This window comes from Tateyamaria omphalii (assembly GCF_019802125.1).
In the GTDB taxonomy this organism is placed as follows: Bacteria; Pseudomonadota; Alphaproteobacteria; order Rhodobacterales; family Rhodobacteraceae; genus Tateyamaria; species Tateyamaria omphalii_B.
In genome coordinates this window covers 34,422-48,350 of sequence record NZ_JAHVHT010000006.1, presented here as the reverse complement: position 1 = coordinate 48,350, position 13,929 = coordinate 34,422, and the positions used below count along the sequence as shown (strand labels likewise).

Annotated in this window: 13 protein-coding genes; all 13 read left to right on the top strand. The window is 57.8% G+C overall.

What is annotated here, in order from left to right:
• The first annotated feature begins 12 nt into the window (after positions 1–12).
• The 13 genes from KUV51_RS19455 (at position 13) to rplJ (ending at position 13,874) form a co-directional block, all read left to right on the top strand.
• Positions 13–2,025: a 3-hydroxyacyl-CoA dehydrogenase NAD-binding domain-containing protein gene (locus KUV51_RS19455; RefSeq protein ID WP_222523123.1), complete on the top strand. Its 2,013-nt coding sequence runs from the start codon at positions 13–15 to the stop codon at positions 2,023–2,025.
• A 20-nt stretch (positions 2,026–2,045) separates the two neighbouring features.
• Positions 2,046–4,085: a phenylacetic acid degradation bifunctional protein PaaZ gene (paaZ, locus tag KUV51_RS19450; RefSeq protein ID WP_222523122.1), complete on the top strand. Its 2,040-nt coding sequence runs from the start codon at positions 2,046–2,048 to the stop codon at positions 4,083–4,085.
• Positions 4,086–4,101: 16 nt separating this feature from the next.
• Positions 4,102–4,890, top strand: a complete 789-nt coding sequence (locus tag KUV51_RS19445) for a hypothetical protein (RefSeq protein ID WP_222523121.1) — start codon at positions 4,102–4,104, stop codon at positions 4,888–4,890.
• A 116-nt stretch (positions 4,891–5,006) separates the two neighbouring features.
• Positions 5,007–6,203: a 3-oxoadipyl-CoA thiolase gene (gene pcaF, locus KUV51_RS19440; protein ID WP_222523120.1), complete on the top strand. Its 1,197-nt coding sequence runs from the start codon at positions 5,007–5,009 to the stop codon at positions 6,201–6,203.
• A 40-nt stretch (positions 6,204–6,243) separates the two neighbouring features.
• Positions 6,244–7,221 carry a 1,2-phenylacetyl-CoA epoxidase subunit PaaA gene (paaA, locus tag KUV51_RS19435; protein WP_222523119.1) on the top strand — a complete coding sequence of 326 codons (978 nt, stop codon included), beginning with the start codon at positions 6,244–6,246 and terminating at the stop codon, positions 7,219–7,221.
• Between the two features lie 4 nt (positions 7,222–7,225).
• Complete coding sequence (gene paaB, locus KUV51_RS19430; protein ID WP_222523118.1) at positions 7,226–7,516, top strand: 1,2-phenylacetyl-CoA epoxidase subunit PaaB; 291 nt, start codon at positions 7,226–7,228, stop codon at positions 7,514–7,516.
• Entirely contained in the window at positions 7,516–8,268 is a 753-nt protein-coding gene (paaC, locus tag KUV51_RS19425) for a 1,2-phenylacetyl-CoA epoxidase subunit PaaC (RefSeq protein ID WP_222523117.1), read from the top strand. The genes paaB and paaC overlap by 1 nt, the downstream gene beginning before the upstream one ends.
• Positions 8,265–8,738: a 1,2-phenylacetyl-CoA epoxidase subunit PaaD gene (gene paaD, locus KUV51_RS19420; RefSeq protein ID WP_222523116.1), complete on the top strand. Its 474-nt coding sequence runs from the start codon at positions 8,265–8,267 to the stop codon at positions 8,736–8,738. Before paaC ends, paaD begins: the two co-directional genes overlap by 4 nt.
• A gap of 10 nt (positions 8,739–8,748) precedes the next feature.
• Positions 8,749–9,810: a 2Fe-2S iron-sulfur cluster-binding protein gene (locus tag KUV51_RS19415; protein WP_222523115.1), complete on the top strand. Its 1,062-nt coding sequence runs from the start codon at positions 8,749–8,751 to the stop codon at positions 9,808–9,810.
• Between the two features lie 366 nt (positions 9,811–10,176).
• Complete coding sequence (locus tag KUV51_RS19410; RefSeq protein WP_222523114.1) at positions 10,177–10,749, top strand: hypothetical protein; 573 nt, start codon at positions 10,177–10,179, stop codon at positions 10,747–10,749.
• A 468-nt stretch (positions 10,750–11,217) separates the two neighbouring features.
• Complete coding sequence (locus tag KUV51_RS19405; RefSeq protein ID WP_222523113.1) at positions 11,218–11,838, top strand: hypothetical protein; 621 nt, start codon at positions 11,218–11,220, stop codon at positions 11,836–11,838.
• 1 nt (position 11,839) lies between these two features.
• Positions 11,840–12,922: a sensor histidine kinase gene (locus KUV51_RS19400; protein WP_222523112.1), complete on the top strand. Its 1,083-nt coding sequence runs from the start codon at positions 11,840–11,842 to the stop codon at positions 12,920–12,922.
• 439 nt (positions 12,923–13,361) lie between these two features.
• Positions 13,362–13,874 carry a 50S ribosomal protein L10 gene (rplJ, locus tag KUV51_RS19395; RefSeq protein ID WP_039689769.1) on the top strand — a complete coding sequence of 171 codons (513 nt, stop codon included), beginning with the start codon at positions 13,362–13,364 and terminating at the stop codon, positions 13,872–13,874.
• Positions 13,875–13,929 lie beyond the last annotated feature (55 nt).

Here is a 13,929-nt window from a genome sequence, read left to right as displayed (position 1 = left end):
AGAATGCCGCTGATGGCAGGCCCTGTTACCATAGAAATCAATGGGAATATTGCATGGGTTCGGATTGACAATCCGCCGGTGAATGCCGCTTCGACGGGGGTGCGTGCGGGGCTTCTGAATGCTGTTCGTGAAGTGCAGGGCTGTGAGCTTGCCGTGCTTTTCTGTGCCGGAAAAACGTTCATCGCAGGCGGCGATATGTCGGAGTTTGACGCCCCTCCGGTAGAGCCCCATCTGCCTGATGTTGTGAATGCGGTCGAGAGCAGCGAAACGCCGTTCCTTGCGATTTTGCATGGTAACGTGCTTGGTGGTGGCCTTGAAATCGCGATGGCCTGTGCGTTCCGTATTGCGCGTCCGGGCACTCTGTTCGGGCTGCCAGAAGTCAATGTCGGACTGGTTCCGGGCGCAGGCGGCACACAGCGCGCGCCGCGGCTCTTGGGTTGGCAGATGGCGATAGAGATGGCCTGTCTTGGGCAACGCAAGACGACCGATGACTTGAAGAGGGTGGGGGCGCTTGACCTCATTTCCGACGATCCGGAGAGCGCGGTACAGCGGTTTGTGGGGATTCCCTTTGAGCCCGTTTCAGAGCGGAGTATCAGCCCAATGGCCGAAGCGGATTGGGAGGCGTACGGCGCGCAAGTCGAAAAATTCGCGAAAGGGCGGCAAGCGCCAATCCACAACCTGACCATGCTGCAGAATGCGATCATGCCCTTCGTCAAGGCGCAACCGAAGGAGCGCGCCTTGCATCTTGAGTTGCGCGGTTCCGCAGAAAGCAAGGCGCTACGTCACCAGTTCTTTGCCGAACGGGTCGCCACACGGCCTGATGTTATCTCAAGTCAAAAACCCCGACTGTTGAAGCGCATTGCCATTGTTGGTGGCGGACTGATGGGGTCGGGCATTGCGGCCGCCTGCTTGAATGTCGATATACATGCGACGATCATCGAGCGGGAAGCGCCAGCGGCTGCGGCCGCGCTGGCAAATGTGCAGCGCCTGATGGATGGCAGCCTGAAGCGTGGCAAAATCGATGCGGCCGGGCTGGTCGCACGTATGAATGCGTTGCACGTCACCGAGAGCTATACCGACGCGCGAGACGCAGACCTCGCGATCGAAGCTGTGTTCGAGGACTTAACAGCCAAGCGCGATGTCATGTGCAATTTGGCTGAGGTGATGCGCCCGGACGCAATACTGGCTACAAACACATCCTATCTGAACCCGGATGAGATCTTCGCAGGCCTGTCGGGACAGGAGCGGTGTGTCGGGATTCACTTCTTTTCACCCGCCCACATCATGAAACTGGTAGAGATCGTGCAGGCGAAGGAGACAAAGCCCGAAGTGCTCGCTACCGCATTTGCATTCGCGAAGACACTGCAAAAAACTCCTGTCCTTTCAGGTATCTGCGACGGGTTTATCGGCAACCGTATTCTCTCTGTTTACCGGCGAGCCGCAGAATATCTGCTCGCCGACGGCGCGTTGCCGCACGAGGTCGATGCAGCCATGCGCGATTTTGGCATGGCTATGGGGCCATTCGAGGCGCAGGATATGGCCGGGCTTCAAATTGCACTGGCCAATCGGCGCAGACAGGATGCCACACGTGATCCAGCCGAGCGATACGTGCCGATCTCTGACCGTCTGTGTGCGCTGGAACGTTTCGGCAAACGCAGCGGCTCCGGCTGGTACGACTATAGTGGCGGCACCGCTCATCGCGATCCAGAGGTCGACGCACTGATCGCTGACTATTCCGCTGAAGTCGGATTGACCCGGCAGACGTTTTCTCCCCAAGACATCCGAGCCCTTTTGCTTGCCGCCATGGCGAATGAAGGGGCTCGGATCGTCGAGGAGGGCATTGCAGAAAGCGCGGATGCCGTCGATGTGGTCAAAGTTGCAGGATATGGTTTTCCACGCTGGCGGGGTGGCCCGATGCATTGGGCCGCCGCACAAGGGCACGTGACCATCTGCGCAGCCCTCAGGCAGCTTGAAGCCGCGAGTCCGGGGTCCTGGACCCGTGCTGTCCGGTATCGCGAAGATTGATCCAAAAGAAGGACGCCCCAATGACACTTCAACAAATCAAGAGTTTCGCCGCAGGCCAGTGGGTTGATTGTGACAACGCCGCGCGCGACATCCGGTCTGCCGTAACTGGTGAGGTGATTGCGCGCGCCGGCAATGGTGCACTGGACGTGGAAGCGATGCTTGATCACGCCCGCACTGTCGGGGGTCCCGCGCTCCGCGCAATGACATTCCACCAACGCGCCAAGATGCTCAAGGCGCTGGCAACGCACTTGGGCAATCACAAGCAGCAGCTTTACGACATCTCCTTTGCAACGGGGGCCACGCAGAAGGACCACCTTATCGACATCGACGGTGGGATCGGCACGATGTTCGTTTTTGCCTCCAAGGGGCGGCGCGAAATGCCGGATGCGCAGGTCTATCTTGATGGCGAGGTCGAGCAGCTTTCGCGCAACGGGACCTTCCTTGGGCAACACATCTGCACACCGCTGCAAGGCGTCGCGGTTCACATCAACGCCTTCAACTTCCCGGTTTGGGGCATGCTGGAAAAACTCGCACCCACGCTGCTCGCGGGTGTGCCTGCGATCGTGAAGCCTGCAACGGCAAGCTGCTATGTGGCGGAACTGGCTGTGAAAATCATGCTCGACAGCGGTATCCTGCCCGCGGGCGCACTGCAGCTGGTTTCCGGTGGCTTGGGCGATATGCTCGACCGCCTGACCAATCAGGATGTGGTCAGCTTTACCGGGTCCGCGGAGACGGCACTGAAGCTGCGCTCTGCACCGCACATCTTGTCAAACTCCATCCGCTTCATCGCGGAACAAGACAGCTTGAATGCCTCAATCCTCGGGCCGGATGCTGTGCCGGACACGCCCGAATTTGACCTTTTCGTCAAGGAAGTCACGCGCGAGATGACGACAAAGGCCGGGCAGAAATGCACCGCGATCCGCCGTATTTTTGCCCCGCAAGCGCAGGTCTCCGCGGTGATCGAGGCTCTGCAGGCCAACCTCGCCAAGACCACGATTGGCGATCCCAAAGATGCCAGGACGCGTATGGGTGCGCTGGTGTCAGCCAGTCAGAAGACCGACGTGCTGGCAAAGGCCGCATTGATCGGCCAAGAAGCCGAAAGAGTGTTCGGGGATCCCGACAACTTTGATGTGCATGGGGCCAGCGCCGACAAAGGGGCCTTTGTCCCGCCAATGTTGTTCCACTGTTCCACGCCAGATGCTGCGCAGCATGTGCATGAGGTGGAAGCCTTTGGCCCTGTCTCGACCGTGATGCCCTACAAGGATCTGGATCACGCGGTGCGTCTGGTGAACCGCGGACAAGGCAGCCTTGTGGCTTCGGTCATCACCCATGACAGCGATGTCGCACGGCAGGTGGCGCTTGGGGCGGGCGCCTTTCATGGGCGGCTCTACTTCAACGACCGCGACTCGATGCAGGAAAGCACAGGCCACGGCTCCCCTTTGCCACATATGGTGCACGGCGGGCCGGGCCGGGCGGGCGGCGGCGAGGAAATGGGCGGTGTGCGGGGCGTGATGCACTACATGCAGCGCACCGCCATTCAGGGCAGCCCGGACATTCTCACGGCTATCGGTGGAAAATGGGTCCCCGGCGCCACGGAGATCAGTCATCACGACCATCCCTTCACACGCACATTCCATGACCTGCAGATCGGGGAGACATTCAATACCGCATCCCGTCAAATCTCTTCCGATGATATTGCGCATTTCGCCGAGTTCACGGGCGATACGTTCTACGCGCACATGGATGACGCTGCAGCAAAGCGGAATCCGTTCTTTCCCGGGCGCGTGGCGCATGGCTATCTGCTGCTCAGCTTCGCGGCCGGTCTGTTCGTGAAACCCGATGAAGGCCCCGTCCTGGCAAATACCGGCCTCGATCACCTGCGGTTCATGAAGCCCGTCGAAGTGGGGGATAGTATCAAGGTGCGCCTGAGCGTGAAGCACAAGACCCCGCGCAACGATGACTACGGAGAGGTCCGGTGGCACGTCACCCTGACCAACCAGGATGATGACATGGTCGCCGAATACGAACTGTTGACGATGAACGCCTATGGTTCCCGCTAACCCTGCTTGCCCAGATGTGTCCGGTGCCTATGCTGGCGCCAAGACCCTATTGGCAAATCAGGTTTTTCTTGTGCCCGACATGCATCCGTTCGTCACATCGCTCTTGCAGATCGAGCCGCCGAAAACCTGGTCTCTGATTGCTACGATGTTCGGAGATTTGGACGGTGACAGTTTGTCCGGCAAACAGATCGGTGCGCTCTTGGCCGATGCAGGCATCAAGCCTGAGGCGAGCCGCGTGGCCCTGCATCGCTTGCGAAGCGATGGCTGGATCGTGTCACACAAAACCGGGCGAGAGGTCAGCTATGCTCTTTCGGATCGGGGGCGGGCGGAAACATTCGCCGCCCAAAAGGATGTTTACCGTCGTGATGTGAAATTCAGTGCTGGGTGGCAGGTGTATGCTCTCGACCCAGGCGCACCAATGGATGCGTGCGGAGGAATCACCCTTGGCCGGAACCTCGTCCTTGCGCCCGAAGGCAAGGATTTTGCGGATGCTTTGACACTTTCACTGGCAGACGGGGATCTGCCGCAATGGGTCGCCGACACGCTCGTTGCACCGCACCTGCTGCATCAGGCACATGTCTTGGCTGATCTCGCCGCATGTTTTGAGGACGTTTCCGGGAAGCTGACCGCAGCCAATGCCACGACCGCGCGGATCCTGTTTATTCACTTCTGGCGAAAAATGGCTTTAAGAACAGGTGTTTGGGCGCATATCTCATTGGTCCCGTCTGGTGAAATGGCACGGTGTCATCGGGTTGTGACCGATCTTTTGGACCGCACTGATCAACTGACGCCACCTGAAATCTGAACAAGGACGAAATAACTGAAATGAGCAATCCATCCCACAATATGTTACCGGAAATTTGTTGAAAACAAATTTTGTAACAAATAAAGTCAAAGCAACACGTGAAAGACGAAAGATCCATGTCCGCATTTATTCTTGACGCAGTTCGTACACCAATTGGCCGCTTTGGCGGGGCTTTGTCCTCTGTGCGCACGGACGATCTTGCCGCGCTGCCGATTGCGGAACTTGCGCGGCGTAACCCAAATGTCAGTTTTGGCGATGTGGATGATGTGATCCTTGGCGATGCCAATCAGGCGGGTGAAGACAACCGCAACGTCGCACGTATGGCAGCGCTTCTTGCGGGTCTGCCCGAGAGCGTGCCGGGAACAACCATCAACCGCCTCTGCGCCTCTGGCATGGACGCCGTGGGCATGGCGGCCCGTGGGATCAAGGCCGGTGATTACCGCTTGGCCATCGCCGGCGGTGTCGAAAGCATGAGCCGCGCCCCCTTCGTCATGCCAAAGGCGGAGGCTGCCTTTTCCCGCGCCAACGCGGTCTACGACACCACCATCGGCTGGCGCTTCGTGAACCGGAAGATGAAGGCGGAATATGGCGTGGACTCGATGCCGGAAACGGCGGATAACGTCGCTGAAGACTACGACGTATCGCGCGCGGACCAGGATGCCTTTGCTGCCAGATCGCAGGCTCGATATGCAGCGGCTGCCGAGGCAGGTGTATTTGCGGATGAGCTGATGTCCGTCAGCATCCCGCAGCGCAAGGGTGACCCCATCGTCTTCGATACTGACGAGCACCCCCGACCCGGCACCGATGCGGCAAAGCTGTCCAAGCTGCGTGGCGTGAATGCACCGGAAAAATCCGTTACCGCGGGCAATGCCTCCGGCGTCAATGACGGTGCGGCAGCGTTGCTTCTGGGGGATGAAGACGCCGCAAAGGCGCATACACCTCTGGCCCGCGTGGTCGGCATGGCCGCCGCTGGCGTCGCCCCGCGCGTCATGGGAATTGGCCCCGTGCCCGCCGTGCGAAAAGTGTTGGATCGAACCGGCCTGACGCTCGGCCAGATGGACGTGATCGAACTGAACGAGGCTTTCGCCTCGCAGGGTCTGGCCGTCTTGCGCGAATTGGGCCTGCCCGATGACGCGCCCCATGTGAACCCCAACGGCGGGGCCATTGCACTGGGTCACCCGCTGGGCATGTCTGGCGCACGCCTTGTGATGACGGCGGCTTACCAGTTGAAGCGGACCAGGGGACGCTATGCGCTTTGCACGATGTGCGTGGGCGTAGGCCAGGGTACGGCACTGATTTTGGAAAGGGTCTGAGGCTCCGCCCTCACGTAGCACAAGCGATAGGACACACATCATGTACGCACAAATGATCAAATCCGAAGCAACGCAGGACGATCCTGAAATGCTCGCCGCCTTTCAGGCCCGCATCGACGCTGGCGAAAAGATTGAGCCGAAGGACTGGATGCCTGAAGGCTACCGCAAAACGCTGATCCGTCAGATTGGTCAGCACGCCCATTCCGAAATCGTGGGCCAACTGCCCGAGGGCAACTGGATCACCCGCGCCCCGACGCTGGAGCGCAAGGCAAACCTGCTGGCCAAGGTGCAGGATGAGGCAGGGCACGGTCTTTATCTCTATTGTGCGGCCGAAACGCTGGGGGTCAGCCGGGATGAGCTGACCGAGATGCTGCTGGATGGGCGGATGAAGTATTCCTCCATCTTCAACTACCCCACGCTGACTTGGGCCGACATGGGCGCGGTTGGTTGGCTGGTCGATGGGGCGGCCATCATGAACCAGGTGCCGTTGCAGCGCACGTCCTACGGGCCCTACGCCCGTGCGATGGTGCGGATTTGCAAGGAAGAAAGCTTTCACCAGCGGCAGGGCTTTCACATCATGATGGCGATGGTCAACGGATCGGACGCCCAGAAACGTATGGCTCAGGATGCCCTGAACCGGTTCTGGTACCCTGCTCTGATGATGTTCGGGCCGTCGGATAAGGACAGCGTCCATTCCACCCAAAGCATGGCGTGGAAGATCAAGATGAACACAAATGACGAGCTGCGTCAGAAGTTTGTGGACGAAACCGTGCCGCAGGCCGAATACCTCGGCCTGACCGTGCCGGACGAAAATCTGCGCTGGAACGAAGAGACCGGGCACTACGACTTTTCCGAGCCTGATTGGTCAGAATTCTTCGATGTGATCTCGGGCAACGGGCCTTGCAACACCGACCGTCTGAACGCGCGCCAGAAGGCTTGGGACGACGGCGCCTGGGTGCGCGAGGCAATGGTGGCACACGCAGAGAAAAAACGCGCACGCAAGCTGGCAGCGGAGTAAGATCATGAGCACGTCAAAGGAATGGCCGCTGTGGGAAGTCTTCATTCGCGGACAGCACGGGATGAGCCATCGGCATGTAGGGTCTCTTCACGCCGCCGACGCGGAACATGCGATCCGCAATGCGCGGGATGTCTACACGCGCCGCAACGAAGGTGTCAGTATCTGGGTGGTTGAAGCCGCGCAGATCACAGCCTCAAGCCCTTCGGAAAAGGGGCCATTGTATGAACCGGCGCGGGACAAGGTCTATCGCCATCCAACCTTCTACGACATCCCCGAAGAAGTGGGGAAAATGTGATGAACCACCTGTTCGAGTTCCTTTTGCGTCAGGGCGACAACGCCTTGGTTCTGGGGCATCGCACCTCGGAGTGGTGTGGCGTTGCGCCGGCCCTCGAAGAAGACATCGCGCTTGCCAACACGGCCCTCGATCTGATCGGTCAGACCCAGTTGTGGCTTGGTTACGCGGCAGAGGTCGAAGGCGAAGGGCGCACCGCCAATGACCTCGCGTTTCGGCGCGACGCCTATGATTTTCGCAACATGCTGATGGTCGAGGTCCCGAACGAGGATTTCGGCCGTACCTTGATGCGCCAATTTTTCTTTGATGCGTTTCAGGTGCCGTGGCTGGACGCATTGCAAACGTCGTCTGACCAACGTGTTGCAGAGATTGCCGCAAAGTCTTTGAAAGAGGCCAAGTATCACATCGCTCGTTCGGCTGAGACCGTGATCGCATTGGGCGATGGGACGGAAGACAGCAATGCCCGGATGCAGGCCGCACTGGCCTACCTTTGGCCGTATACGGGCGAGGTCTTTGTCGACGACGACGTGGATCGGGCGATGGCCGATCAGGGCGTCGCACCGCTGCCGTCCACCTTGCGCGGTCAGTGGACCGCGACAGTCACCGAGACCTTGACCAACGCCAATCTCGTGCAGCCTGAAAGTGGCTTTGCCCATGCTGGGGGACGATCCGGCAAACGGCACACCGAGCATCTCGGCCACATGCTGGCGACCATGCAGACCTTGCAACGCTCCTACCCTGGTGCGGTGTGGTGAGGCCGCAGACAGCAGCTCTTTCCGAGGCGCAGGTTTGGGCGTGGCTCGACGACGTGCCTGATCCCGAGATCCCCGTGATCTCGGTCGTGGATCTGGGTGTTGTACGGGATGTGTCCGTGTTGGACACTGCGGTCACCGTGACCATCACGCCGACCTACTCGGGCTGTCCCGCCATGTCCGTGATTGCAATGGACATCGAGACGGCCCTGGCGAAGCAAGGTGTTACCGACGTTCAACTCAAGACCCAGATTGCGCCCGCGTGGACCACCGACTGGCTGTCTGACAAAGGCCGCGCCCGGCTTGAGGATTATGGCATTGCTCCCCCACAACCGGCGGGCGGTCCGACCCGCTGCCCGCATTGCCATTCCGACGCAGTGGAAAAGGTGAGCCAGTTCGGCTCCACCCCCTGCAAGGCGCAGTGGCGCTGCACGGATTGCCTTGAGCCCTTCGATTACTTCAAATGTATCTAAAGGTGAGATGATGCCCCAGTTCCATCCCCTGGAAGTCACCGACATCCAAAAGACGATCCGTGATGCCGTCGTCGTCACGCTGAAACCCCGAGAGGGCGATTTCACCTTCACTCAAGGCCAGTATCTGACGTTTCGTCGCGACTTCGACGGACAGGAGTTGCGTCGGTCCTATTCCATCTGCGCGGGTCAGGATGACGGGGTTCTGCAGGTGGGTATCAAGCGCGTGGCAGGGGGCGCGTTTTCCAGCTGGGCCAACAGTGATCTTTCCGTGGGTGATGTTGTTGAGGCAATGCCGCCGATGGGCAACTTCTATGCCGAACCGGACGGCAACCATTCCCTCGCTTTTGCAGGTGGTTCTGGCATAACGCCGATCCTGTCGATCATCCGAACCGGTCTGGCCGACGACCCAACGTCGCGCTTCACCTTGGTTTACGCCAATCGCAGCCCGAACACGATCATGTTCCGGGAGGAGCTTGAAGACCTGAAAAATCAGCATCTTGGCCGTCTCAATGTGATTCATGTGCTTGAAGACGACAGCCAAGACATCGATTTGTTCCACGGTCGTGTGGATGGCGCCAAATGTGCCACATTGTTCCGCAACTGGATCGACATTGCTTCGGTAGATATGGCCTATATCTGCGGACCTGAACCGATGATGCTGGCGATTTCCGAGGCTCTGTCAGACCACGGGCTGTCCAAGGACCAGATCCGCTTCGAGCTTTTCGCCAGCGCCCAACCGGGCCGCTTGCCGCAAAAAGTCGCTGATGCGTCAGAGATGGAAGCAGGCGTGCAGGGGCGCGTGACATTGGGTGGCGAGGCACGGTCATTTGTCATCCCACCGGACACCAGCCTGCTGGATGCTGCGCTCGCCAACACTATCGATGCGCCTTTTGCGTGTAAGGCTGGTGTTTGCTCGACCTGCAAAGCAAAGGTGACGGAGGGTGATGTCGAGATGGTGGCCAACCATGCGCTGGAAGATTACGAGGTGGACGCGGGTTATGTGCTGACCTGCCAGTGCTATCCGGTTTCCGGCAAGAAAGTTGTCTGGAACTACGATGAAGCCGGCCATTAGCGCAGCCTTTGCCTGCGGCGGCGGGTTGTGGGACCACAGCTGTTGCCGGGGCGGATGGCAAGTCCATGCGGTCTGGCGTTGGCCATGAGATCGATAGCTTCGCGTCGCGTTCGCTGGTTTTGCTGACCTTTTGAGAAGCCCTCTTGGTTGCGCCATTCCTGAGGTCTTTGACCTCTCGGCTGGTTAGAGAAGATGTGGGGATTTTGGACTGCAATGTACGCGCCTTTTTTGGTGTCCCACGCGGGGACATTGCGCGACCCCTGTAGGATCAAAGGGTTACAAGGGCGTTTTTACCTTTTGGTAACATATGCGGCCCAAATCCTGACACGCTTGGCCTGTAGACAGCGCTGAAAACGGGCCGGACGCATGACCGCAAGACAGCTCTTTCTGAACGTATCCGCCGCGCTGGTGGTGATGACGGCCACGGCGGCGCAGGCGGGCACACGCGCGATCGACATTGCGGCACGGACCTGCCCGGCAGAGTGGGCGGCCGTGACCGCGATGGAGCCCGAGGCATGGGGCGCCGTCGGGCCAGTGACACCCGTGCAGACCACAGACTCTGTGGCCCGCGCAGCCTTTGAAAAATATGCGGCGGGTGTGGTCGCGCTGGCCGAGTATGTGGGCGTGTTCGTGGGGCTGCCCGATGCGGTCGCACGGGACCCCGCCAGCCTGGCGCTGGCACAAGCGAAATTTGACCTGACCCTGTGCCTGATGCCGACAGAGACGGAGCGCGACCGGATCGCGACACTCTGGGCCGCGACGCAGCCGGATATGACGGAGGACACGGCCCACGCGACGCTGTTTGCCGGCATCGACCAGTTTGCGTGCATGCGGATGGATGCGGCAAGCGCGCGGATCCTTGCGCTGGATCCGCTCAGCGCGCGGTTTGCCGAGGCGTATCAGGCGGCGATAGAGGCGGAAATGGTGCCTTGCGCGTAGAGGCGGGTCGGGGTGGTGGGCAGAATGCCCACCCTACGGTGTATTGGCTGCGCGGTGAGACGGACATCGCGGGACCGGGGGATGGCGATCTTGGGGGTCGTGCGGCGCGCTTTATGGTCGTGGGGTCATCGGACGGATGCGCGGAGTGCAGGTGGAGATGTATCGCCAGCCCGTGGGGCCGGTCTTGGGGGCGAGGCCACCGCACGGTGAGTTTCCGGGATTTTAACGGGTTGATTTGTAGCATGACGCCCGAAGGCGGGCGGTTTTTGTATGGTGGGCAACAACAGGGAAGTTTGTGGCTTCAGTTCGCTTCTCTAGCAAGACAGCTACACTTACGGCGCTCAGCCCTGTATAAGGTGCAGAACTGATGGCGTCGCGTACGTCTATGCTAAGGAACGATGAGAAGTGTTTGGATTGAGCTCTTACAAATCGGTTCTAGAACTGCGAGACTACGCAAAAAAGAACCGTATGAACCAAAACCAAGCTGACTTGCGGTCGGCAGTTAAAATTGCGGTGATTGATGACGAAAAATTCCAACCATATTCCAACTTAAAATCATACGGATATGACATAACGCTGCTGCATGATATCTCAAATACTGCAGAGGTAAGCGGATATGATATAGTGCTGTCTGATTTGATGGGCGTTGGGGCGCATTTTGACCAACGCATTGGTGGCGCTAGTCTTATCAAAGAAATAAAAACCAATTACCCAACGAAGATAGTGATAGCCTACACCGGTGCGCGCGCTAACTCTGCCGAAGCAATAGCGGCTAAAGAGTACTGCGATCACTTTCTCAAGAAGGATGAAGATTTAACTGCTTGGTCAGAAATGCTAGACGCTTACGTAAAACAGGTCATGGACCCCTACATCATGTGGTTAAACGCAAGAGAAGGTTTGCTTGATCAAGAGATTGATATCCGAGACATCGTAAAACTTGAAGATGCATATGTGCGATCGGTGCAGACGCAAGATGCTGACTTCAAACTACTCAGCCAAGTACTTTCAAAAGTAAACGTAAGTGGACATGCAAAGGGTATTGTTCAGAGCTTGATAGCCTCTGCAATTTATAGTCTTATCCTAGCGTAGAATGCTTGCGTACTTTTCAATAATTGTTGAGCCGAACGGTTCATTTACCTCTTGTCAAGGTTCCTTGTTTAGGTTGCCACCTGAACTCTGTGACCAGTTTCGTGTCTCAAAATATACATCAATCAATGAAGACGGATGGCATGTCTCTGAATTCGGATATCTGCTGTATCGAAAAACCGACGATTTTGGTCGCTCGTATATTATCCCCGGTTTGCATCTGCTTGATGGCCCAAAGCCAACCAAAAAAGTGTATGGGTATACTGCCGTCAATACTAAGCAAATGATTGAGGAGTATCTCAAGCAGCATCTCTTGCGCTCCAAGCAGCAGAGGCTACTCGCAGAGGAAAGCACGACGGCTCTGGTGCACGACCTCAGGCACTTGTCTTCTGCAATATATCATTCCGCTGAGCAGGCTGGAAGGGCGCATGCAAATAGAGACCATTCTGAGTTAGCGGACAGTTTGAAGACTATTGTCGCGACGCAAACAATGCTCAAAGCGAGAATTGACTATCTCGACTATACCACCGGTGTAGACCGCTTTGAAAAATTAGAGAAGATTCCGGTATATAGTCGGGTAGACAAGGTTGTGCGCTGTTTTCGTGCTGCGGCCAACGATAAATCTATTAATATCAAAATTTCAGGCGGCTCTTACCGGTTCACAAGAGGGCCAAACATTCTTGATATTGTCCCATACACCCTTATCGACAATGCAATTAAGTACAGCCCTCCGCACAACGCTGTGGAAGTCGGAGTGTACGACTTGGAGGCAAAGACGGTGGTGTCAGTAACATCCATTGGCCCGAGGATAGCTGAATCTGAGGTCGAGAAAGTTTTCTCAGTTGGCTTTAGAGGTCAGACGGCTTCTAAGCTCCGACCTGCTGGTACTGGTATCGGGTTATCGGTTGCCAAAGAGATCGTGGAAAAGTTTTCAGGAGAGCTTTCGGTAGAGCAGACGGGCGAAGTAGTGCAACGCGAAGGTACTGCATACCGGACTACGACATTTACCTTTTCTGTCCCTTCAAGCGGTGAAGACACCTACCGTATGAACATGGCGAGACGAAAACGCCGCTTTGTGCCGAGCTGACAGCGATAGTTGGGGTCACACAATTTAATTTGTCAGAGGCCGGCGTCACGAGCGAACTTGCTCATTTACTTACCGCAACCCAATTTGGAACGCAGTAAGGTGAAGACTGTCACTTGTTCCGTGGGCTGTGGATTGACGATACGTTCGACTTCAGTCCCAACCGGTGAAGATTAGTGAACCCCCTTCACAACGCCCCCCAAACCCTATAACTCCGCACCTCGAGGGTGTCCGATTGATTCGAACGCCCTCGCTTTCGTCCGAGACGGTGGGTGAGCCTTGGCTCATAAATCCTGCCCGAGGCGGGAACAGACCTTACTTCTCCAGATGCTCCGTCGAGCCTCTGGCGGTCTTGGACCCGTGTATTTCGAGGACCAAACCGCCGGAGTGATCCGGTGCAAACTGAGCCGGGGGGTTCGCCTCCCATAAACTGGAGAAAACTGTGGATAGAGCCCAGAAAGAGAAAGTGGTCGAGGAACTCGGCCAGATCTTTGAAAGCTCTGGCGTCGTTGTGGTTGCCCACTACGCCGGTCTGACAGTTGCCGAAATGCAGGATCTGCGCGCGAAAGCACGTGAAGCAGATGCTGCGGTTCGTGTTGCCAAAAACAGGCTCGCCAAGATTGCCCTTCAGGACAAGCCCTGCGAAAGCATTGCTGACTACCTGACGGGCATGACCGTTCTGACCTATTCCGAGGACCCCGTGGCAGCCGCCAAGGTGTCGGAGGACTTTGCCAAGGGCAACGACAAGTTCGTGATCCTCGGCGGAGCCATGGGTGAGAATGCGTTGGACCGGGCCGGTGTGACGGCTGTGTCGAAGATGCCTTCGCGCGAGGAGCTTATTGCTTCCATCGTGGGCTGCATCGGCGCACCTGCATCGAACATCGCCGGGGCCATTGGCGCACCTGCAAGCAACATCGCCTCCATCCTCTCGACCATCGAGGAAAAGGCGGCCTGAGGCATTGTCTGATTGGCGTGCGGTAGACACTGCACGTTGGAACACATGTAAACGG